Source organism: Rhodococcus sp. WS3 (assembly GCF_003797085.1).
Taxonomy (GTDB): domain Bacteria; phylum Actinomycetota; class Actinomycetes; order Mycobacteriales; family Mycobacteriaceae; genus Rhodococcus_F; species Rhodococcus_F globerula.
In genome coordinates, this window is the sequence record NZ_RKMA01000004.1 from 159,044 (window position 1) to 179,705 (window position 20,662).

22 protein-coding genes are annotated in these 20,662 nt (G+C 61.3%); 9 read left to right on the forward strand and 13 right to left on the reverse strand.

Going from position 1 to position 20,662, the window contains the following annotated elements; translation table 11 throughout:
* Window positions 1–32 precede the first annotated feature (32 nt).
* Both EEB13_RS28540 and EEB13_RS28545 read right to left on the reverse strand, forming a co-directional pair.
* A complete protein-coding gene (locus tag EEB13_RS28540; protein ID WP_257013253.1) occupies window positions 33–416 on the reverse strand; it encodes a hypothetical protein in 384 nt (127 codons plus the stop codon).
* 29 nt (window positions 417–445) lie between these two features.
* Window positions 446–1,423, reverse strand: coding sequence for a serine/threonine dehydratase (locus tag EEB13_RS28545; RefSeq protein ID WP_095887323.1), 978 nt, complete (start codon window positions 1,421–1,423; stop codon window positions 446–448).
* 197 nt (window positions 1,424–1,620) lie between these two features.
* Here EEB13_RS28545 and EEB13_RS28550 point away from each other — a divergent pair, with 197 nt between their 5' ends.
* Together EEB13_RS28550 and EEB13_RS28555 are read left to right on the forward strand one after the other, a co-directional pair.
* Window positions 1,621–2,082, forward strand: coding sequence for an Hsp20/alpha crystallin family protein (locus tag EEB13_RS28550; RefSeq protein WP_033233599.1), 462 nt, complete (start codon window positions 1,621–1,623; stop codon window positions 2,080–2,082).
* Between the two features lie 281 nt (window positions 2,083–2,363).
* Complete coding sequence (locus EEB13_RS28555; RefSeq protein ID WP_033233600.1) at window positions 2,364–3,725, forward strand: ammonium transporter; 1,362 nt, start codon at window positions 2,364–2,366, stop codon at window positions 3,723–3,725.
* 62 nt (window positions 3,726–3,787) lie between these two features.
* Here EEB13_RS28555 and EEB13_RS28560 read toward each other — a convergent pair whose 3' ends face one another.
* The 5 genes from EEB13_RS28560 to glnT form a co-directional block, all read right to left on the reverse strand.
* Window positions 3,788–4,450 carry a helix-turn-helix domain-containing protein gene (locus EEB13_RS28560; RefSeq protein ID WP_033233601.1) on the reverse strand — a complete coding sequence of 221 codons (663 nt, stop codon included), beginning with the start codon at window positions 4,448–4,450 and terminating at the stop codon, window positions 3,788–3,790.
* Window positions 4,451–4,520: 70 nt separating this feature from the next.
* Window positions 4,521–5,861, reverse strand: a complete 1,341-nt coding sequence (locus EEB13_RS28565; protein WP_033233602.1) for an FMN-binding glutamate synthase family protein — start codon at window positions 5,859–5,861, stop codon at window positions 4,521–4,523.
* 25 nt (window positions 5,862–5,886) lie between these two features.
* Entirely contained in the window at window positions 5,887–6,612 is a 726-nt protein-coding gene (locus tag EEB13_RS28570; protein WP_033233603.1) for a protein glxC, read from the reverse strand.
* Window positions 6,600–7,496, reverse strand: coding sequence for a class II glutamine amidotransferase (locus EEB13_RS28575; RefSeq protein WP_033233604.1), 897 nt, complete (start codon window positions 7,494–7,496; stop codon window positions 6,600–6,602). The genes EEB13_RS28570 and EEB13_RS28575 overlap by 13 nt, the downstream gene beginning before the upstream one ends.
* 37 nt (window positions 7,497–7,533) lie before the next feature.
* Entirely contained in the window at window positions 7,534–8,928 is a 1,395-nt protein-coding gene (gene glnT / locus EEB13_RS28580; protein WP_045065421.1) for a type III glutamate--ammonia ligase, read from the reverse strand.
* A gap of 318 nt (window positions 8,929–9,246) precedes the next feature.
* On the opposite strand from glnT, the gene EEB13_RS28585 reads away from it, so the two are divergent.
* From EEB13_RS28585 to EEB13_RS28615, 7 genes are read left to right on the forward strand one after another with little or no spacing between them, the layout of a single operon-like run.
* Window positions 9,247–9,633 carry a cupin domain-containing protein gene (locus tag EEB13_RS28585; RefSeq protein WP_045065424.1) on the forward strand — a complete coding sequence of 129 codons (387 nt, stop codon included), beginning with the start codon at window positions 9,247–9,249 and terminating at the stop codon, window positions 9,631–9,633.
* A 10-nt stretch (window positions 9,634–9,643) separates the two neighbouring features.
* Window positions 9,644–10,159 (forward strand): dimethylamine monooxygenase subunit DmmA family protein, encoded by a 516-nt coding sequence (locus tag EEB13_RS28590; RefSeq protein ID WP_141486805.1) that lies wholly within the window; start codon window positions 9,644–9,646, stop codon window positions 10,157–10,159.
* Window positions 10,159–11,148 carry a PDR/VanB family oxidoreductase gene (locus EEB13_RS28595; protein WP_141486806.1) on the forward strand — a complete coding sequence of 330 codons (990 nt, stop codon included), beginning with the start codon at window positions 10,159–10,161 and terminating at the stop codon, window positions 11,146–11,148. Before EEB13_RS28590 ends, EEB13_RS28595 begins: the two co-directional genes overlap by 1 nt.
* The gene (locus EEB13_RS28600) at window positions 11,145–12,152 is read left to right on the forward strand and encodes a heme-dependent oxidative N-demethylase family protein (RefSeq protein ID WP_141486807.1); all 1,008 of its coding nucleotides are present in this window, start codon (window positions 11,145–11,147) and stop codon (window positions 12,150–12,152) included. Before EEB13_RS28595 ends, EEB13_RS28600 begins: the two co-directional genes overlap by 4 nt.
* Window positions 12,149–12,613: a dimethylamine monooxygenase subunit DmmA family protein gene (locus EEB13_RS28605; RefSeq protein WP_141486808.1), complete on the forward strand. Its 465-nt coding sequence runs from the start codon at window positions 12,149–12,151 to the stop codon at window positions 12,611–12,613. Before EEB13_RS28600 ends, EEB13_RS28605 begins: the two co-directional genes overlap by 4 nt.
* Before the next feature lie 29 nt (window positions 12,614–12,642).
* Window positions 12,643–13,632 (forward strand): heme-dependent oxidative N-demethylase family protein, encoded by a 990-nt coding sequence (locus EEB13_RS28610; RefSeq protein WP_261984668.1) that lies wholly within the window; start codon window positions 12,643–12,645, stop codon window positions 13,630–13,632.
* A 21-nt stretch (window positions 13,633–13,653) separates the two neighbouring features.
* Window positions 13,654–14,340, forward strand: a complete 687-nt coding sequence (locus tag EEB13_RS28615; protein ID WP_141486810.1) for a dienelactone hydrolase family protein — start codon at window positions 13,654–13,656, stop codon at window positions 14,338–14,340.
* A gap of 80 nt (window positions 14,341–14,420) precedes the next feature.
* On the opposite strand, the gene EEB13_RS28620 is transcribed toward EEB13_RS28615, so the two are convergent.
* From EEB13_RS28620 to EEB13_RS28645, 6 genes are all read right to left on the reverse strand, one after another.
* The gene (locus tag EEB13_RS28620; protein ID WP_092804491.1) at window positions 14,421–15,047 is read right to left on the reverse strand and encodes an MBL fold metallo-hydrolase; all 627 of its coding nucleotides are present in this window, start codon (window positions 15,045–15,047) and stop codon (window positions 14,421–14,423) included.
* The gene (locus tag EEB13_RS28625; RefSeq protein WP_033233613.1) at window positions 15,044–16,132 is read right to left on the reverse strand and encodes an S-(hydroxymethyl)mycothiol dehydrogenase; all 1,089 of its coding nucleotides are present in this window, start codon (window positions 16,130–16,132) and stop codon (window positions 15,044–15,046) included. The genes EEB13_RS28620 and EEB13_RS28625 overlap by 4 nt, the downstream gene beginning before the upstream one ends.
* A gap of 128 nt (window positions 16,133–16,260) precedes the next feature.
* On the reverse strand, window positions 16,261–17,526 hold the full coding sequence (locus tag EEB13_RS28630; protein WP_141486811.1) for a response regulator transcription factor family protein: 1,266 nt from the start codon (window positions 17,524–17,526) through the stop codon (window positions 16,261–16,263).
* 23 nt (window positions 17,527–17,549) lie between these two features.
* Window positions 17,550–18,710, reverse strand: a complete 1,161-nt coding sequence (locus EEB13_RS28635; RefSeq protein WP_141486812.1) for a DUF4185 domain-containing protein — start codon at window positions 18,708–18,710, stop codon at window positions 17,550–17,552.
* Between the two features lie 54 nt (window positions 18,711–18,764).
* A complete protein-coding gene (locus tag EEB13_RS28640) occupies window positions 18,765–19,739 on the reverse strand; it encodes a TIGR00341 family protein (RefSeq protein WP_092804499.1) in 975 nt (324 codons plus the stop codon).
* Window positions 19,740–19,806: 67 nt separating this feature from the next.
* A complete protein-coding gene (locus EEB13_RS28645; protein ID WP_261984669.1) occupies window positions 19,807–20,451 on the reverse strand; it encodes a type 1 glutamine amidotransferase in 645 nt (214 codons plus the stop codon).
* Window positions 20,452–20,662 lie beyond the last annotated feature (211 nt).

Sequence of the window (20,662 nt, forward strand, 5' to 3'; positions counted from 1 at the left end):
AGAGTGTGACGGCGAAGTAAAACTTCGCAGACTCACTCGTTCTTCGGTTGTGGCTTCTCCGGGTTCGGCGTGGCCGGATCGATGGTGTCCGCCTGATCCCGCTTCTCGTTCAACTCATCCTTCGAGCTTGCTACGTCCCGCCGATGCTGCGCCGCATGCTGTTGCAGGGCAGATGCTTCCGCAGCTTTGGCATCGGCCTCGGCTTGCACCATGCGAGCCTTCGCCTCACTTTCCTTGGCCCTGGCCTCACGCTGGCCTACTTCGAACGACGACTCCGCCACGTCCTTGCGAATCGCCTCGGCCTCGAGGTGGCGCCGCTCGTTACGTTTGTTGCGAGCCGTCCACACCAGAAGCGCAACGACCACAATCACAACGACCACAACTACAATTGTCCAGATAACACTGCTGGTACTCATACTGAAAGCAGTACCCACCAGCAGATTTCTCACACGCCCATGTCCCCCAGACTTACGTTGGCGCCACACAGAACGACACACAGCTCACCGTCTCGCGGCGGTGAAACCGTGCCGTCCAACACCGGAACCAGCGCTGCGGCGGTACCCAACTCCACGAGTATCCGAAACTCGCGCCACAGAAAAGATCTAGCCCGAACGATCGAATCATCATCTACGACAACACTGTCTACCGCGTTGTCGGTGACGGTCGCCCAGGCTATTGCGCCTACGCGGGACGCTCCGAGAGAATCGGATGCAATGCTGTCCAACTCGATATCAACAGGGTGTCCGGCTTCCAGCGCAGCATGCAACGTGGCGGCACCGATCGGCTCTACCGCAACAACTCGATCCCCTGGCCGCGCTGCGGCGGCGATCCCCGAGACCAGTCCACCGCCGCCCACAGCGATGCAGTACGTTATCGGCCCGCTCGCTTCCTCCGCGACCTCGAGCGCGATGGTTCCGGCACCAGCCACAATGTCGGGAAGATCGTAAGCGTGTAGCTCCAAAGCTCCGCTCGACAAGGCAATCTCGGACGCTGCTGCTGCCGCGAGAACATACCGATCGCCCACCTTTTCGACCGTTGCCCCCAACGCGCCGAGCGCCGCAACTTTTGCATCGGGCGCAGTTTCCGGCACGACCACGGTGCACCCCAACCCCCGGCGACGCGACGCCCATGCAGCTCCGATAGCCGCGTTTCCACCCGACGCGATCACCACCCCCGCACTGGGCATCGTGCCGTCAGCAGCTGCCCGCTCGATCGCGTTGAAACTGCCGCGCACCTTGAACGACCCACCGTATTGGAGGTACTCGAGCTTGAACAGGACCGCAACGTCTCCGTGCGGTGTCGGGACCGTGGTGCGAAAGATCGGAGTCCGTCGAGCCAACCCGTCGATCCGCTCGCGGGCGGCCTCGACGTCAGCGCTCGTCAGGGCTACTGATCCCGTGATGTTCTCGGTGCGAGGAGTCATAAGGCAACCTTACGGATCGGCACCCGCTTTACCGACCACCTGCCACATGGACCACGCTGGGCCACACACGTCACTGGAGTAGCCGACCTCACGTGTCTGGCACTCGACTACTTCGAGTGCTAATCTTGCTGGTGCACAGTGATTTCGGTTGCTGTCACAGGGACTGCGACCATGGGAAACATGGGAGGTGAGTTGCTGTGCTTCGCTTCGATCCGTTCAGTGATATCGATTCGATCGCGAAGTCGCTGCTCGGCGCAGACGTAGGCGCCGGCCGAGTTCCTCGTTTCATGCCGATGGACCTCTACCGGGTCAACGATCACTACGTACTCAACGCCGATCTTCCCGGAGTAGATCCAGGAACCGTCGACGTGAGTGTCGATCACGGAATGCTGACGCTCTCTGCCACGCGTACTGCATCGTCGGACGAAAACATGCAGTGGCTCGCTTCGGAGAGGTTCGCCGGGAGCTACCGGCGGCAACTGGCACTCGGAGAGAACATCGATGCCGACCGAATTTCCGCGACGTACAACAACGGCGTTCTGTCCGTCACGATTCCGATTGCCGAGCAGGCAAAGCCTCGACGCATCGAAATCAGCCGAGCGGGAGATTCCGAACAGACGATGATCAACCCGACGCGTGAGCACGACTCCAATCGTTGATCAACTACCCGCACGTCGTACACGGTCGAAGGAGGCGAGGTCCAGGGTCCGAATACGATGTCTTTGATGGTGATCGCCATTCGGTGGTCACCATCTCTTTGTGCAGCACCGATACCGATGCCCCTTCGCACCGGCATTTACACAGTGTTCACCTGCCCCACTTGCAGGCCTTACACAACCAGTCCACTCTCGGATGACGGTGATTCACCGCATAAGACACATCGCCGAACACACGTCGCATTCGAACGGCGATCACTCCGGACTCAACAAGGTGGACACATATGGATCAGGCAATCATTGCCGCAGATACCGCGTGGATCTTGGCTGCATTCACTGCCGTATCTCTCATGGTTCCCGGACTGGCCCTGTTCTACGGCGGAATGGTCAGTGTCCGAAGCACTCTCAATATGGTCATGATGACCTTCGGCGGCTTTGCCGTTGTCGGCGTTCTCTGGATCATTTTCGGATACTCCGCAGTCCTCGGCAATTCACTGGGCGGACTCGGATTACTCGGCGACCCACTCGAATACATCGGTTTGGGGCAGCTTCTCGAAGCACCCGCCGAACCTGCGCTGCCGCCCGCATTGGTGGCAGGATTCCAGCTTCTGTTCGCCGGCATCACCGTCGCACTGATCTCAGGAGCGTTTGCCGACCGCCTCAAGTTCGGCGCCTGGATGATCTTTGCCGGGATCTGGGCCACTCTCGTGTACTTCCCGGTTGCGCATTGGGTATTTGCCTTCGACTCCGCCGACGGCAGCGTCGTCGGCGGCTGGATCGCCAATAAACTTGCCGCAGTGGACTTCGCGGGTGGAACCGCTGTGCACATCAATGCCGGTATCGCCGCACTCGCGGTGATCCTGGTACTCGGTAAGCGTCGTACATTCCCGAACGCGCCACGGCCGCACAGCGTTCCACTGACCATCCTCGGCGCCGGCATCCTGTTCTTCGGCTGGTTCGGGTTCAACGGCGGTTCTGCACTGGCTGCCAACAACAATGCGTCGGTAGTCATCTTGAATACCGTCGCCGCCGCGTGTGCCGGCATCTGCGCCTGGCTCGTCGTCGAAAAGTTCCGTGAGGGTCATGCTACGACGCTCGGCGCTGCTTCCGGCCTGATCGCGGCCCTGGTCGCCATCACCCCTGCGTGTGGTGCAGTCTCACCGATGGGTGCGTTGATCGTCGGTGCAGCAGCAGGCGCGTTGTGCTGCTTCGCCATTTCGTTCAAGTTCAAGCTCGGCTACGACGACGCACTCGACGTGGTCGGGATCCACCTCGTCGGCGGCATCCTCGGCACTCTGCTTGTCGGTTTGCTCGCCGTACCCGAGGCGCCCAGCGGCGCTCAGGGACTGTTCTACGGGGGTGGCCTCGAGCTACTGGGCAAGCAGAGCGTGGCAGTGGCCGCTGTGGTCGCCTACTCGTTTATCGTCACGTTCATCATCGCAAAGGGTATCGACCTCGCGATGGGCCTACGTGTCAACCCGGAAACCGAGTACGAGGGCCTCGACGTGGCTGTTCACGGCGAAACCGCGTACGTCATGGATTCCGTCTCGATGACCAGTTCCACGAAGCACCAGCCCGACGCGGTATCTGTTGCCGCCGAATCCATGACCACCAAAGCTGCAACCGCAGTAGAAAGCAGTTCGTAGTCTCGCAGACGTCCCGAAGTGTGCCCCTGCTCTCGACATCGAGCGCAGGGGCACACTGCTGTTCAGCCTTGGTGATTGTCAGGGTAGGCAGTCACTGCCAGGAAGCGAATAGGCAACTGCACCAACTCGTTCGGCCCGTGCAGCCCCTCACCGTCGAGCAGGAGCGAGTCTCCTGGACGCAAGCGATACTCCGAGTCGCCATGGCCGTAGATCATTTCACCTTCGAGCATGTACAGCAGTTCGGTACCGGGGTGCTGAAAGAGCGGAAACACTTCACTGGCGTCGGTCAACGTGACAAGAACGGGTTCGAGTCGTTTGTTCTGCCCGCGCAACGCACCGAGCAGTTCGTAATGGTGCCCGACCCGGGTGCCGCGGCCGACGATCTCCGCACCGTGGCCGGCTTCGACGAAGACCGCGTCCCGCTTGGCATCGGCTCCGCGGAAGAGAGAGGTGACCGGCACATCGAGACCGGCCGCGAGGCGGGCCAGGGTGGAGAGGCTGCAAGACGTCTGGGCATTCTCGATCTTGGACAGCATCGCCTTCGAGATCCCGACTCTCGTAGCCATGTCTCCGACCGACAGACCACTGGCCAACCGGAGCTTGCGCACCTGGGCTGCGATCACCTTCTCGAGGTCGAGGCCGGTCGGAGTGTCCGCAGGAACTTCGCGCTGCTCCGGTGCCGGGTCTCCCGTGTCTCGGTGGACACTGCGCTTCGACGTCGTCATAGGCACAAGCCTAACGGCGCGTCTACTGGGAGTAGACGCGCCGTCACTGATTGTGTGGCTTACATTCGTGTTACATCGCCCCGGGGATCCAGGTGGTGCCGGCTAGCGGCACCCGAGCCATTGCCGAGGCCTCCACTGTCAACGCAACCAGATCCTGCGGTTCGAGATTGCGGAGGTGCGATTTGCCGCAGGCCCGCGCCAGGGTCTGTGCTTCCATCGTCAGAACCCGCAAGTAGTTCGCGAGGCGTCGACCGGCGTCAACCGGATCGAGGTTCTTTGCCAACTCGGGATCCTGAGTGGTGATTCCGGCCGGATCACGCCCCGCCTGAAAATCATCGTAGAACCCGGGAGCAGATCCGATCTCCGCGTACTGCTCCGCAAACCGGGGGTGGTTGTCGCCCAGCGCAATGAGTGCCGCTGTCCCGATGGCAACAGCGTCTGCGCCCAACGCCATCGCCTTGGCAACATCTGCGCCGCTTCGGATTCCGCCGGAGACGATCAACTGCACCGAACCGTCACCGCTCCCACGATGAACGCCCATCTCCTGCAACGCTTGCACTGCTTGTGGAATCGCGGCCAGCGTGGGAATTCCGACGTGTTCGATGAACACGTCCTGAGTGGCAGCCGTCCCACCCTGCATACCGTCCACCACCACGACATCGGCGCCGGCTTTCACGGCAAGTTTCACGTCGTAGTAGGTGCGTGTTGCGCCCACCTTGACGTAGATCGGCTTCTCCCAACCGGTGATCTCACGCAATTCGATAATCTTGATCGCCAAGTCGTCAGGGCCAGTCCAGTCCGGATGGCGGCAGGCGCTTCGCTGGTCCACCCCCATCGGCAGCGTTCGCATTCCGGCAACACGCTCGGTGATCTTCTGGCCCAACAGCATTCCGCCGCCACCAGGCTTGGCGCCCTGACCGAGCACGATCTCGATGGCATCCGCCTTCCGAAGATCGTCCGGGTTCATGCCGTAACGCGACGGTAGGTACTGGTACACCAGATTCTTGGACTGCCCCCTCTCCTCCGGCGTCATTCCGCCGTCGCCGGTGGTTGTGGATGTGCCCACTTCACTGGCCCCGCGCCCCAGAGCTTCCTTGGCCTGACCGGACAATGCGCCGAAGCTCATCCCCGCAATCGTGATCGGAATATCCAGGTGCAGCGGAAACTTCGCATGACGGCCACCGAGCACCACATCGGTGTCGCACTTCTCGCGATACCCTTCCAACGGGTACCGCGACATCGACGCGCCGAGGAACAGCAGATCGTCGAAATGCGGCAGTTTTCGCTTTGCGCCCCAGCCGCGGATGTCGTAGATCCCGGTGTCTGCTGCCCTCTGGATCTCGTGGATGACCCCGCGGTCGAAGGTCGCGGATTCACGAAGCCATGGTGCGGTTGTGCTCGGAGTGGTCATGGAAGGCTCCTTCGGAGAAAAAGATTCAGTACGCCGAAGCGTTGTCGACGTGGAAGTTGTACAGCGACCGGGCGGAGCCGTAACGGGTGAACTCACGTGGATCTGCGTCGAATCCGGCTGCGCCCAGCAGTTCCTGAAGCTCGACGAGATGCTCGGGGCGCATCTCCTTCTTGATGCAGTCGGCGCCGAGAGACGCCACGGTTCCGCGAACGTAGATCCGAGCTTCGTACAGCGAATCTCCCAACGCTTCACCGGCATCTCCGAGAACAACCAGCCGACCGGCCTGCCCCATGAACGCGCTCATGTGTCCGATGTTTCCACCGACCACGATGTCGACGCCCTTCATCGAAATACCGCAGCGCGCAGCAGCATTGCCTTCCACCACCAACAGTCCGCCGTGGGCCGTCGCACCCGCGGACTGCGACGCGTCGCCGCGTACCCGCACTGTCCCCGACATCATGTTCTCGGCAACTCCGACACCGGCGTTTCCGTTGACGGTCACCGAGGCCTGCTGATTCATCCCGGCGCAGTAGTAGCCGACGTGCCCGTCGATTGTGACGTCTATCGGCTGATTCAATCCGCACGCGAGTGCATGCTTACCGGCCGGATGACTCACGCTCACGCTGCTCGGAGCCTCGGTGGACTGAAGTGCGGCGTTGAAATCTCGGGTTTCGGTGATATCGAGATCAAAAGATTTGGTAGAGAGCGTGACCGGTGCGGAATCTACCGGAACTGCTGTCATCGGTGCCATACGTAAACCTCTTCCGGCTCTGGTTCGAAAATGTGTGCCTGGTCGATTCCGGGCAATCCCGCAAGTGCGCGGTATTCGGAGGCCATCGCGACGTACTGATCCGTCTCGGCGACGATCGCAGGCTTGCAGGCAATCGGATCACGCACTACCGCAAAGGAATCACTGGTCGAGACCAGCAGGGTGTAAAACCCGTCGAATCGCTCACCCAACAGTCGGAGCGCCTTCTCGAGGTCGACACCTTCGGAGAGTTGCTTGGCTACGAACCTCGCACCTACCTCCGTGTCGTTCTCACTGTCGAAGACCACACCTTCCGATTCGAGTTCACGTTTCATCGTCAGGTGATTGGAGAACGACCCGTTATGTACGAGGCATTGGTCCGGGCCGACGGCGAAGGGATGTGAACCTGCCGCCGTCACAGCCGATTCCGTTGCCATACGGGTATGCGCAACACCTTGCCACCCCGATGCCGACGGCAAGCCGAATCCACGCGCCAACTCGAGCGGGTTGCCCATTCCCTTCAGAACGGTGACATCCTCACCGAATCCGATGATCACCGCTGCGGGGAGCATCTCACGGACTGCCGCCAGAAGAACGTCAGTCGGAACGGCGGCGTGGATGACGGTGGTGGGATCCGCCTCGAGTACAGTCACCGCAGCACCCACCGACTCGGTGAGACTGTCCGCCAAGAACACAGCGTCTGATCCCGCACCGAGTACCGACACCGAACTGTGCCCGGCCGGTGACCACGTCGGGTCTCCGTAGATCGCCATACCGGCAGAATCCGGTCCACGATCCACCATTTCGCCCAGCATTCCGGTGAGCAGTTCACCGAGGCGGGGATACAGCGAGGGCTCTCTCAGATGAAGCCCGACAATGCCACACATGGGCAGTCTCCTTGTCTCTTGCGAAGGAATACGAGAATCAGAACGCGGTGAGGTAGTTGTCCACTTCCCAGGGAGTTACCGTGTTGTGCCACTGGAAGAACTCTTCACGCTTGAGGGTCGTGAAGTACCCAGCCACGTCGGCGCCCGCAGAATTCAGCGCCCCGGTCACCACGGGGTCTGCGGCCAAGGCATCCATGGCGTGCAGCAACGTCATCGGCAGCGAATCCGACGTCGATGCGCCTCCCGGTTCGCCTGGGTCCAGTTCGCGCCGAATACCGTCCAGACCGGCTGCGATCGTCGCGGCGGCGGCAAGATACGGGTTGGCAGAGCCGTCACCACCACGCAGTTCGACGCGGTTGCGATCGGGAACCCGGAGATAGTGTGTGCGGTCGTTGCCGCCGTACGTCGCATGCCGCGGTGACCACGTTGCGCCACTGGTCGTTGCGGTGGCTCCGGTTCTCTTGTACGAGTTGACCGTCGGGGCAATCACTCCTTGGAGTGCACACGCATGGTCGAGAATTCCGGCGATGAAGGAGTACGCGGTCGACGACAATCCGAGGCCTCGCTCGTCCGTCGAATCCGGGAATGCCGATTCTCCGTCTCGCCAGAGCGAGAGATGCATATGCATGCCGCTCCCCGTACGGTCGGCGAAGGGCTTCGGCATGAATGTTGCAGTCATACCGCGTTCTTCGGCAAGGACGGAGATCAGGTAACGCAAGGTGATCACTCGGTCGGCGGTGGTCATCGCATCCGAGTAGTTGAAATTCTGTTCGAACTGCCCGTTTCCGTCCTCGTGGTCGTTGGCGTAGTTTCCCCACCCCAGCTTGTTCATGGCAGTAGAAATCGACGTCAGGTGCTCGTACATGCGGGTGACATCGCGGGCGTCGTAGCACGGTTGGCGTGAGGTATCGAGAGTGTCTGCGGTGCGCAGGGCTCCGCTCTCGTCCTTGTCCACGAGGAAGTACTCGATCTCCGCTCCTACGTTCACGTCCAAGCCCATCTCCGCTGCCTCCGCGAGCACGGATCGCAGCATCACTCTCGGTGCGTAGGGCCAAGGCTTGCCCTCGACATGCGGATCGCAGTGCACCAGCGCAAGGCCGGGCCGGATAAATGGAATAGGGGTGTAGGAGGTTGGGTCGGGGATCGCCACGAGATCGGGATCCTTCGGCTCCTGCCCCATCGCGCCGGCTGCGTAACCCGCAAATCCGACGCCCTCTGTCTGCAGTTCTTCCACCGATTCGATCGGCACCAACTTCGCGCACGGTTTACCGGCGAGATTGACGAATACCGCGAGGATGAATCGTGTTCCGTCGGCCCGCGCTCGCGTTGCCAGGTCCATCGGGCGCTCACCTGTCACTGCATCCGGGATTGCCTGGGGCACTGCATGCAACTCTGCCGCTGTTTCATTCAGTTCGGCGGTGTCGATCGCCATCGAGACTCCTAGTTTCACGCAGGGCCCTAGTTCCACCCAACGTGGTCGGCTGTTCCGGTTTCACTGGGTGAATCACTGTCATCTAACAGGAAACAAGGTTGATATGTCCATCTCGTTACGCCCAAGTGAGGTTGTGATGACGGCACCGTCGGCACTGGTGAATTTCTAATCAAGTTGCAGCAAAACAGATTACGGAGATTTTGTTTACCGCCACGTAACCGAAAATCAGTTTCCTCTCATTACAGTAAGTTTCACGTCAGCGATCACATCCCTGCGATCGGACGCTCTTTCAACCATCCCATTCCCTCAGGAGCACCGATGAGCATTTCTACGACGTCCACCACACCGGCAGAGTTCCGCGTCACCGCAGACTTCTGGGCAGACCTCCCCCAGATGCCCGAATCCGAGTACCCCGGCACCAAGGGATTCATCGACGACGTCTACTCCAATCCAGACGGTTCAGCGATGTCCGCGGGCTACTTCGAATTGATCCAGACCGACGCTCCACTCGACTACCTCTACGAATACGACGAAATGAAGGTGGTCCTCGAAGGCGAGTTCGTTCTCGAAAACCTTGATACCGGCCAAGTGAGTGTCGCGAAGGCCAAAGATGCGATCTTCTTCCCCAAGGGTTCGCGCATCAGGTTCACCACCCCCGATCGCGCGCTGGCCTACTACGTCGGCCACCGCTCGTTCGCACCGTAAGCCAACCGTCGTGAGTGTCTGTGCCCGGTCGACCAGCGTTCCGCGCTGGGACGCCGAACGGCTTCTCAGCGATCCGGACGGACGCTACTTCACCGTCGCCTCCTTCGGCAACCGCGCGCACACCGATGCTGCTCAGGTGGTCGGAGAACACTCCGGCCACCGGGTCAGCTGGCTGAAACTCGGGCCGCAGTGGAGCGCCGCGACATCGGCGGTGTTGCAGCGGGAGTTCGCTGCCGCGAGAGTGGGTTGGCGATTGATCGTGATCGGCGCCGAAATCGAAGTACTACAGGCACGTTCGGCGGCAATCGCCGCCGGCGCCATACCCGCAGAGATCCTGACGTACGTCACAGGCGACGCGCAACGCCGCGTCTACTGCGTACATTGCCGGCACGTTCACCAAACAGATACACCTGTCGGAGCACTCAGCCCCTGTCCGCGATGCCGTACCGACTTGTTTGTCTACCACCATGTATCCCGTAGGTACGGAGCCTATCTCGGGTTCATGGCCGATGCCGAGGAGCAATGATGACCGCAACAACGGACGCACCTGGCGTCACAGACACCAAGTCGTTGACCTTGGTGCTCACAGAGGCCACCATGCTCTGCGGCGGTGTCCGATCTCTCCGCCTCGAAAGCGCCGACGGCTCAACACTTCCGTCCTTCACGCCCGGGAGTCACCTTGTTCTCGACTGCGGTACAACACCCCAGGGAATGCCGCGGCGCAATTCGTATTCGATGACCGGGCCGGAACTCGAACCGGATCACTATTGCGTTTCGGTCCAGCTGGATCGAGGCGGTAGAGGTGGATCACGCTGGATTCACGACTTGGAGATCGGCACGAGTATCCGCACGTCGCGCCCGCGCAGTGTGTTCGCTCCGGTACTCACAGCACGGCACCACCTACTGATTGCCGGCGGAATCGGTGTGACGCCGATACTGTCGCACGCGCGGGCCGCCGCACAATGGGGTCGATCCTTCACCGTCCTGTACGTGTGGCGGGGAACCGACGCAGCGCACCTGGCCGAACTACGCGAACTGTGCGGATCACGTCTGCACGTCTTCTCCTCACGCCAGGAGTTGTGGGCCCACCTGGGGCCGGCTCTGCTGAAACAACCACTGGGCACCCACCTGTACACGTGCGGCCCCAGCGCGATGATCGACGCCGTCGAGGGTGCCGCCAAAGCCGCGGGATGGCCGAGTGCCCGCATTCACTACGAACGTTTCGGCGGCGTGGGGCTGGACCCCGGACAACCGTTTACCGTCGCATTGCGCGGCAGCGGACAAGAATTCGACGTACCTTCCGGAACAAGTGTCCTCGAGACTCTCGAACAGCACGGCATCACCATCCCCAATCTCTGCCGTCAAGGAGTATGCGGCGAGTGCCGAATACCGGTGGCAGACGGGAGCGTTGCACATCGCGATCTATATCTGACCGACGAGGAGAAATCCCATGGCACATCGATGATGGCCTGTGTATCGCGGGCCGAGGGGTCACGATTGGAGTTGAACTTGTGAACGCATCGGCAGAACTACTCGACGTGCCCACTCGAATTGCGAACTTCCCGTTCCCTTTTGCCAAGGACTCGTACCGCTACAGCACCAACGTCGAACCTGCCGGGACACCTGCAAGAACGGCCGCCGGCGAGTGGGGCAAACACACGATCGAGATCGACGAGAACTACCATCACGAATTGGCCGAGCGAACAAGGATATTGGCTTCGGACGCCAGTCGATATCAGAGTCTGCCCCACATGATGCCGGCGCAGTGGGACGCCATGATCTCGATCATGCGCATGCTCGCCGAGAGCTATCCGGACTCCATGAGTCTCGAACGCGACGGCACGGCTTGGATCTGGCGAAACGGACTGCTCGATACCGAGCAACGGTTTGTCGTCGGCGATCTCGGTACGCTTCCGATCGACCCACTTCGGTTTGCCACCAACCAGATTCAGGAAGATGTCGTCCTCCTCGATCAGCGAGAAGGACAGCTCTGGGGCGACGCCGGTGTAGTCACTTTTGCGGCGGATTGGTCTTTACGATTCGACGTCGGCATGAGCTTTCTGCAGATCCACGGCCCGGTACCTCGCGTGCATGCTGAGGGTATTGTCTCCCGCGCCCAGAGTTTTCTCATGCGCCTCGAACCCGGTGAGCGATACCGCCGAACCAACTGGACCTTGACCGTCGACGGCAAACTCGATACCTCCACCGAGACGTATCCGCAGTGGGGACCCGACCGAACCAGCCTGGCCCAGGGACCACTCGAGGATGTCGGCGACCGACTGTTCCTCCGCGTCGAGGTACAGCACCTGATTCGCTTGGCAAACTCCGGTTCGATCATGTTTCTGATCCGGAGTTACCTTCTGCCACTGCGAGATATCGCATCGGTTCCCGTCTGGGCTCAGCGTCTACACGCAGTGCTCGACGACCTGCCGGAAGACATGGCCGACTACAAAGGGATTACCAAAACCCGCGGACCGGCAATGGAGTGGCTGCGCGCGCATGCAGGAGTGGGCTCGTGACCGAAGCCCCGGAACTGGATATTGCCGGGCGCGAGTTTCTCCTCATCGCACTCGGTGGTTGTCCCGACGGTCGAAACACCGTGATCGACTGGGCAACCGAGGCAATCGCCGCCGGGCGATCGGTGACTGTTCACGTTCAGGATCAACTCGATCTCTCGCGCATCGAGCAGTCGGTGGCAGGTTCCCACACCGGTGCCCGCATTGCCGTTGCCGGTCCAGAGTACGACGTGATGCAAGCACTGGCCGCCATACGTGCCTGCGGCGCACTGCCATGCGAAGTGCGATCCAGCGTCACGAGCACGGGAACAATTTCGCTCTTCTGCCCACATTGCGCACACACCCATCGGGTCGAGACCCGTCCCGGCTCGGCACACGAATGCCCTTCGTGCCGACTACTACTCGATATCCGGGTACACAGAAATTCACATCAAGGGAGCTACCTCGGCTCCGTCGCCGCGTAACACCCCCTTTCCGCTCGAGGAGTGCAGTTGTGAGTGATCTGAAAACCTTGCCGTGGCCGTTCCCCGACGAAGACCGAACCTTTCGCTACGGCGTCAACGTTCAACCGGCACCGCGGTTGACGACAACTCTGGCAGGCGAATGGGGTGAACACGTCGTTGATCTCGGCGACGACTACCTCTACATGATGCAGCTACGACGCGACATCCTCGATCGGGATCCAGGCCGGGCACAGATGCTGCCGCACATGATGCCGGCGTGCTGGGACGTCATGCTGTTTCTCATGCGTCAACTCGCCGCGTCCTATCCGGCTTCGATGTTGTTGGAAGGCAAAGACAATCACTATCGCTGGACCAATCGGCTACTGGGGATCGAACAGAGCTTCACACTCGGAGATCTGTTCACCCTTCCCGAAGACCCACTGACATTCATCGGTTGCCAGGTACCCGACGATATTCTGCTGCTCACCGAACGCGACGACCAATTGTGGTTCGACGCCGCACTGGTCACCTCGTCTGCCGACTGGTCCGTGAAATTCGATATCGGAATGAGTTTCGACGAGATTCACGTACCGGTACCTGGGTTGACCGCAGGCGGTGTGAGCGGCAGAGCCCAGAGTTTCATGCGGATGCTGACAACAGACCAGATCTATCGCCGGGTGAACTGGACGTTCTCCGCCGTCGGTTCCCGGTTGCGTGACACCAGCCTCGAAACGATGCCACAGTGGATGCACGACATGCCGGAGTTGATCTCCCAGAAAGACTGGGGCCGAATCCAACTCCGCATAGAACTCGAACACCTGATCCGACTTCCCTTGACCGGAGCACTGGTCTTCAATATCCGCACGTACCTGGCCCCGCTGTCGGACATCGCCGCAATCCCACAATGGGCGGAGCAATTGGCGGCCATAGTGACCGAACTACCTCAGGAAATAGCCGAATACAAAGGTATCGACGGTTACCGCATGGAAGCAATGGCGTGGCTACGTGCACAATCCGAGGTGCTCGCTGCGACGGGCTGAGCGTTCGCTTACAGTCGGAGAATGGACATTCTCTCGAGCACGGTGAACGACGTACCGCTGAGCATCGCCCGACCCGAATCGCCTGCCACGCAGAAACCTGCGGTGATCGTGCTGCAGGAGGCCTGGGGCGTCAACGCTCATATCGAGAGCATCCTGTTACGCCTCGCCGACGCCGGATACCTTGCGGTCGCTCCGCACCTCTACCACCGTGGATCACAGTCGTTCTTCACCGATTTTCCATCGGCCAAGAATTCTCTCATGGCGCTGAACAGCGAGGGGATCGGTCACGACGTACGTGCCGCCGTCGCGTACTGCAAGTCCGAGGGAGCCGGCAAGGTCGGCTCCCTCGGATTCTGCATGGGTGGCACCGTGTCACTGTGGTGCGCCGCTGTTCCTCTTGTCGATGCCGCGGTCACCTACTACGGCGGCGCGGTTGCCGAATCACGATGGTCAGGAATCGCTGCCGGGACCGAACTTGCAGCCCAACTGAAGGTTCCGTGGCTCGGTCACTACGGCGACCTCGACACCGGTATCCCGCCGGAGAGCGTCGAACAATTACGCGGGGCCGCCTCCGAACTCGCCCGGGTGTACCGGTATGCAGACGCGGGCCACGCGTTCAACAACGACACCGCCGGCGACCACTACAACCCCGACGTCGCAACACTCGCTTGGTCAGGCACTATGGAGTTTTTCGGCGAGACTCTGTGACGCCGGGTTCCGGTCAGGGAACGCGCCCTGAAGGTCGGTGCGAACACACGCCGTGCTCGCACCGACCGTTTCTGCCGCAGTCAGGATCCGGCGCGGATCCATTCCTCGAGGTGCGGCGCCTCGGTACCGATTGTGGTGCCGTCACCGTGACCGGTGTGAACCGTGGTCTCGGCAGGTAAGGCAAACAGCTTGTCGCGGATCGATCCGATGATGGTCGGGAAATCGGAGTACGAGCGCCCCGTTGCACCGGGTCCACCGGAGAACAAGGTGTCGCCGCTGAACAGTTCCCCCGCCTCGGGCAGGTAGAGGCAGGTCGATCCCGGCGAATGGCCCGGCGTGTGCATGGCCAGAATATCGGTGCCTGCCACCGAGATTCGCTGCCCGTCTTCCAAACTCAGGTGCTTGACGCCTGGATGTGTCATCTCCCAGAGGACGTCGTCAGCCGGATTCAGGTAGATCGGAGCGTCGAGCTTCTCGGACAGTTCCGGCGCAACGGTGACGTGATCGTTGTGTCCGTGAGTACACACGATTCCGACAACCTTGCGGCCGGCAACGGCGTCGATGATGGGCTGCGCGGTGTGCGCAGCATCCACGACAACCACCTCGTTGTCGTCACCGATCAGCCAGATGTTGTTGTCCACGTCCCACGTTCCGCCGTCGAGGCTGAACGAACCTGATGTGACGACGCGATCGACTCGCAAGGTCACAGGACCACCACCGAGCGCAGGACCTCGCCGCGGTGCATCGTCTCGAAGGCCTTCTCGACCTCGTCGAGCTTGATGCGCTCGCTGACGAACTTCTCGAGCGGCAGACGCCCCTGCTGGTACAGATCGACCAGGACCGGGAAGTCGCGCTCGGGCAGGCAGTCTCCGTACCATGACGACTTGAGTGCGCCACCACGGGAGAAGAAGTCGACAAGTGGCATCTCGAGAGTCATGTCCGGCGTCGGAACACCTACCAGCACTACGGTTCCCGCGAGGTCACGCGCGTAGAAGGCCTGCTTCCACGTCTCCGGGCGTCCAACTGCGTCAACGACGACATCTGCGCCGAAACCACCGGTCAGCTCCTGAACAGCTTCGACAACGTCGTCGACCTCGGTGGCGTTGATCGTGTGGGTTGCGCCAAGTTCTGTGGCCCACTCCAGCTTTCGCGGATCACGGTCGATGGCGATGATGGTATTGGCGCCGGCCAGACGCGAACCCATGATGGCGGCGTCGCCGACACCACCGCAGCCGATGACGGCCACCGAGTCGCCGCGGCCGACGTTGCCGGTGTTCATGGCGGCACCCATACCGGCCATGACACCGCAACCGAGCAGACCGACAACAGCGGGATCAGCCGACGCATCGACCTTGGTGCACTGGCCTTCGTGGACAAGGGTCTTGTCGGCAAACGCGCCAATGCCGAGGGCCGGCGTCAGTTCGGTTCCGTCTTCGAGGGTCATCTTCTGCTCGGCGTTGAAGGTGTCGAAGCAGTACTGGGGGCGTCCGCGCTTACATGCACGGCACTGCCCGCAGACGGCGCGCCAGTTCAGGACGACGAAGTCGCCGACCTCGACGTGCGTGACTCCCGCGCCGACGCTCTCGACGATGCCCGACGCCTCGTGCCCGAGAAGGAACGGGTATTCGTCGTTGATGCCGCCGTCGCGGTAGGTGAGGTCGGTGTGGCACACGCCGCACGCTGCGATGGCAACAACCACCTCGTTGGCACCGGGATCGGGAATCGTGATGGGAACGATTTCGACGGGGGCACCCTTGGATCGGGCGATGACGCCGCGTACCTGCTGTGGCATGGCTCTGCTCCTGGCTTGTGCGTTTTCGGACATGTCGTCACATAGCAATATATGAACGCACTACGAGGTTAACCCGAATACCCGAGCCGGAACCCTGGCCGAAATAACTGACCGACCTATCCGAAGAGCTAGGGAGCTGGTTTGACACCGGCTTCCGCGCCTACAGCTGCGGCAGCACCGCGGCTGTCGACGCCCAGTTTCTTGAGAACTCCCGCGACGTGAAATTTCACGGTGCTCTCACTGACACCGAGACGCTCGGAGATCGCCTTGTTCCGACGACCCGCGACCAGATGCTCGAGCACTTCGATTTCTCGCGGACCCAGATCGGACAGCGTGTGGTCGACGGGCGTCGCGGCAACCACGTCGAGCGGAATGGTGGCACTGATCCGGCTGCCCCAACCTGTAGTCGACTCCGAATCTATTGTTCCGCCCAACGTCTCTACCCGCGAGCGCAATTGGCGTTCCAGATCGGCAACGTCGGCTTCGCCTCGCCCGTCGTCGCGGATGTCGATCAACAGAGCGGAACCGTCGAGGCTCCACTCGACCCGAATCCGCGACAGCGTGTGTTGATCCGCAAGAGCAAGCACCGCACCTCGCACCACCGCCCGCGCGCCGTGCGCAACTTCACCGGGAAGCCCACGCCCCTCGACCGGCGGTTCCACCAGTTCCAACTCGACGTTGCGGTGTTTGAGCAGTGATCGCAACTCCCCGCGCATCCGCGCAAAAGCCGTGGTGATTGCCTCTTCCGCCAGTTCCCGATGGACGTCGACAGCGGACCGCAACCGGATCAACGCCGACGACGTGGTCTCCCTGGCAGCTGTTCGCGCCCGAGTGTCGTCGAGATCATCCGAACGCAACGTGGCCAGGACGGTCTCCAGCGTCGCCGCGTGAACCTCGGTCATCTCGGCAACCGTGCGCGCGCGTTCCGACGACGCGGCCCGCGACTCCGCCAAATAAGCCGGGCTGGCATTGCGGACCTGCAGTTGAATGCCGGTCGCGACCACTCCGAACAGTGCTGCCGTCAACTCGAGCGCCGTTGCCCGAGTTGCCGTCGAGCGCGGCAACAGGACCAGTACCGTGTCTGTCCGATCGAGAACAGCAACCACTTCACGCTCCCGGCCGGCAACCGCCAGTTGCCCCCGAAAGATCTGTCCCACAGCAAGATCGGTACGGATACGATCGAGCTCGGCAATGGTGACTCGATCGACGACTGCCGGATCTCCAGCCACCTTGCGTGGCCGGCCGGTGCATTCACGTGTGAAGATCACGAGCGCGGTGTGCGGCACCAGATCAGTGAGCAACACCGAGAACCGGCGGCCGATCTCGGGCAGCGGACCCACCAGTACGTCGCGCAGGTCGGAGATGAGGGTGGGGAGTTGTTCGGTGGTACTCACCGTTCAACGATAGCCACTCACTTTTACAGCGTCGTCTTCATCAACATCACGTTGTAGTCCGACCACGTCGTAGCAAGGAAGTACAAATCCTGCCCCTGAGACCACGGATGCATGTACGCGCCGTAGAGGCCAGGGACGGCGCCCGGTTCGATCACGATGTCGGCGGCACTCCACGGGCCGGTCAGTTGGTCGGCGGTGCGCAACACCAGAGCACCCCATTCGTTCGAGTACATCGCAACGAACTTTCCGAGATAGTTGTTGTACTGCACCGACAGTTCGCTGACGTCGCCGTCGAGAACCGGCGTCGCTACATCGGGTTTGTTTGGCACCCAAGCCTTTCCGTCCCAGTATTCGTACGCCGCGACGTCTACGATCGACTCTTCCTTCACTCGCGAAAGTCGCGCTTCGCCGAACCTGCCCGACGGTGTCCCGAAGTTGTAGACATACCCACCGTCCTTGACGAAGGACCCCATCTGGAAGTTGGCGTTACCGGTCAACGGCAGGTTCGGACGCGCCGACGCCGGTTCCACCTGCCACGTTTCGCCGTTGTCCCGGGAGGACGCGATCTGCGAGAAATTTGTCACCCATTCTCCTGATCCTCCCCACGACCGCACCGACATGTAGTTGACGTACTGCACGCCACCCACCGCGATACCCGTCGTAGGAATGCTGCTGGTTTCGACTCCGGTGACTTTGAGGCTGTCGATGATTTCGCGGGAGCGATTGGGGCGATCGACCGGTGAGGAGTCGATATTCATGCCGTCACCGAGAATGCCGTCGGCGCTGCGAAAGAGGACGTTGCTTCGCCAGTCACCCACAACGCCGCCGCACGTCGGGTCCGAATTCAATCCGACCGTATCGCCGAAGACCGTCAGAACCTGGCCTGCGCCGTTGTCCCACATGATCCCGAGATCGGTGCCGAGCACATTGAACCGTTCGACCGTCTGATTGGGGCTGAGCGCTCCGGTGATGTATTCGACCGCAGACGTGCGGCCTTGCATGTCGGGGAGATTCCCGTCGGTTCCGTTGAGCCACGGAATCGGGTTGGTCGGCCCACCTGACTTGTCGAAGATCGCCGAGATATTGCAACCCCACGGCGAGGCCTGGGCTGTTGTTGTGACAACGCCGGCGGGCACAAAGGCACAGGCCAATGCGACTACCGGCAATTTCCATGACTGTTTCATCGCTCCCCTTTCGCGGGGAGGATGCCCCGAAGAGAGGCGAACGTAACTTCGCTTCTATTCCGCGGCCTCTACTCGGGCACCGACGGCGTGAAGTATCACGATGTGCGGACCCCAGGGCACCAACGCGTCGACCGCACGCTCGAGGTCGTCGACAGGCGGCAGATCCTGCGGTCCCAGTACTTCGATCACCGCGGTGTGCGCCTGCCACGTGACGGACCCGACTTGAACGCCCGGAACTCCAGCCAGCCACTCTTCGGCGGCATCATGGATCTGGCTCGCCCACAACGAAGCCAGAGAATTCACCACCATCGGGATGGCAACAACAACCAGGGCCGACGCCAACACCAGGTAGACCCGTCGATGTCCCGCGGCAGCTGCCCCTGATTCGCGCGCATAACCGGCGATCACCAGTACCACCGTCGCCGTGATCACCATGGCAACGACATTCGACGCAAAGAGGATCAGCGCCCCCAACGCAAGCGACGGTGCACCCGATCCGAGACAGACACCCACAACGGCAAGAGGCGGAACCAGTGAAATCGCGATCGCCACGCCGGGGAGCACGTCACCGACATCGCGCCGGGTAATCGCGATCGACCCGGCAAACCCCGTGGCGATGGCCGCCGCGAGATCCGTCAACGTCGGGGTGGTTCGTCCAGTCACCTGAGAGTTGGACAGCACACTCGTCGGGTTGAGCAGAACAAGGGAGAACAGAAAACCGAGAGCAACAACAACAACGAGCCCACCCGCGACGTACACAACACTGCGGGCAATGAGTGCGCCCCGACCGGTAACGATGCCGAGGCCGATCCCCAGAATCGGCGTGGACAACGGAGCGACGATCATCGCCCCGATCACGGTGGCCGTCGAGTCACCCACCACCCCGGCGCTCGCGATCATCCCGGAGAGAACGAGCATTATCCAGAACGCGGAACGTTTTGCCGCCTTGTCTCCGGTGGAGAGATCCAGCCGATCGTCAAGTTCCTCGAGGCTGCGACGCTGGCTGTCCGGAATCAGAAATGAGCGCATAGCCGATCCTTTCGGACAAGAACCCGGACATTCTCCACACCGTAAGCCTTGCGCGGCTGCTTCGGGCCTACCTGGCCGAAATCGACTTCAGCCACCTGTTCATGACCGTCGCGGCAAACTCGAGTCCTTCGGTTTCCGCGGATGCCAACTGCTCGATGAAGATCCGAGGTCCGTCGGCGCCCAGCGAAGTCAGGAGCGACTCGCGATACTCGTCCAACTCCATCCAATCGCGTGCCACCTCACACGACGCTTCGAGGTGAAACTGCACGCCGTAGCTCTCCTTGTACCGGAAGAGCTGGTTCTGGTACTTGGAAGAACCTGCAAGATGCACGCCGCCCTCCGGGATCTCGAAAGTATCCGAATGCCATTGCATGGCAGGAAAAGTGGCGGGCAGACTCCCCCAGATCGGATCCAGTGTGCCGGCCTCGGTCAACGTGACGTCCTCGACGCCCACCTCCGGGACTGCCCCGGTGTACACGCGAGCACCAAGCGCTGCCGCCAACAATTGCGAACCGAGGCACACTCCCCAGACCGGAACGTCTGCGTCGACGAGCGCACGAATGTACGCGATCTCGGAGGCCAACCACTCGATGTCGTCTTGATCGCCGACGCCCATCGGGCCACCCATGACGATCACCGCGTCGAACTCGACATGTGTGGGAAGCGGGTCGGTTCCCAACAGGACGGTCTGCACATCGCCATACGTATCCAAGACCGGAGAGTACGCAGCCGGGGGCTCGCATTGTGCGTGTCGAAGTTCCAAGAATCGCATGTCGCTGATTATTCCTCGCATTCCTCCCGGATGAGTTCCAGCGCCGATTTGTCGGCTGCGCACCAATTATGCGGAAAACCTCACGCCGAACTCGATTGCTTTGTAGTGTGACCGAGCTGGACGTATGTCCAGCGCATTCGGAGTGCCCCGC

What these genes read in the sequence shown, in the direction of transcription:
- EEB13_RS28540 (WP_257013253.1), bottom strand. Translation starts at nt 416, where the DNA reads ATGAGTACCAGCAGTGTTATCTGGACAATTGTAGTTGTGGTCGTTGTG.
- EEB13_RS28570 (WP_033233603.1), bottom strand. Translation starts at nt 6,612, where the DNA reads ATGGCACCGATGACAGCAGTTCCGGTAGATTCCGCACCGGTCACGCTC.
- EEB13_RS28575 (WP_033233604.1), bottom strand. Translation starts at nt 7,496, where the DNA reads ATGTGTGGCATTGTCGGGCTTCATCTGAGAGAGCCCTCGCTGTATCCC.
- EEB13_RS28555 (WP_033233600.1), top strand. Translation starts at nt 2,364, where the DNA reads ATGGATCAGGCAATCATTGCCGCAGATACCGCGTGGATCTTGGCTGCA.
- EEB13_RS28595 (WP_141486806.1), top strand. Translation starts at nt 10,159, where the DNA reads ATGACCGCAACAACGGACGCACCTGGCGTCACAGACACCAAGTCGTTG.
- EEB13_RS28560 (WP_033233601.1), bottom strand. Translation starts at nt 4,450, where the DNA reads ATGACGACGTCGAAGCGCAGTGTCCACCGAGACACGGGAGACCCGGCA.
- EEB13_RS28565 (WP_033233602.1), bottom strand. Translation starts at nt 5,861, where the DNA reads ATGACCACTCCGAGCACAACCGCACCATGGCTTCGTGAATCCGCGACC.
- glnT (WP_045065421.1), bottom strand. Translation starts at nt 8,928, where the DNA reads ATGGCGATCGACACCGCCGAACTGAATGAAACAGCGGCAGAGTTGCAT.
- EEB13_RS28615 (WP_141486810.1), top strand. Translation starts at nt 13,654, where the DNA reads ATGGACATTCTCTCGAGCACGGTGAACGACGTACCGCTGAGCATCGCC.
- EEB13_RS28625 (WP_033233613.1), bottom strand. Translation starts at nt 16,132, where the DNA reads ATGCCACAGCAGGTACGCGGCGTCATCGCCCGATCCAAGGGTGCCCCC.
- EEB13_RS28640 (WP_092804499.1), bottom strand. Translation starts at nt 19,739, where the DNA reads ATGCGCTCATTTCTGATTCCGGACAGCCAGCGTCGCAGCCTCGAGGAA.
- EEB13_RS28635 (WP_141486812.1), bottom strand. Translation starts at nt 18,710, where the DNA reads ATGAAACAGTCATGGAAATTGCCGGTAGTCGCATTGGCCTGTGCCTTT.
- EEB13_RS28585 (WP_045065424.1), top strand. Translation starts at nt 9,247, where the DNA reads ATGAGCATTTCTACGACGTCCACCACACCGGCAGAGTTCCGCGTCACC.
- EEB13_RS28545 (WP_095887323.1), bottom strand. Translation starts at nt 1,423, where the DNA reads ATGACTCCTCGCACCGAGAACATCACGGGATCAGTAGCCCTGACGAGC.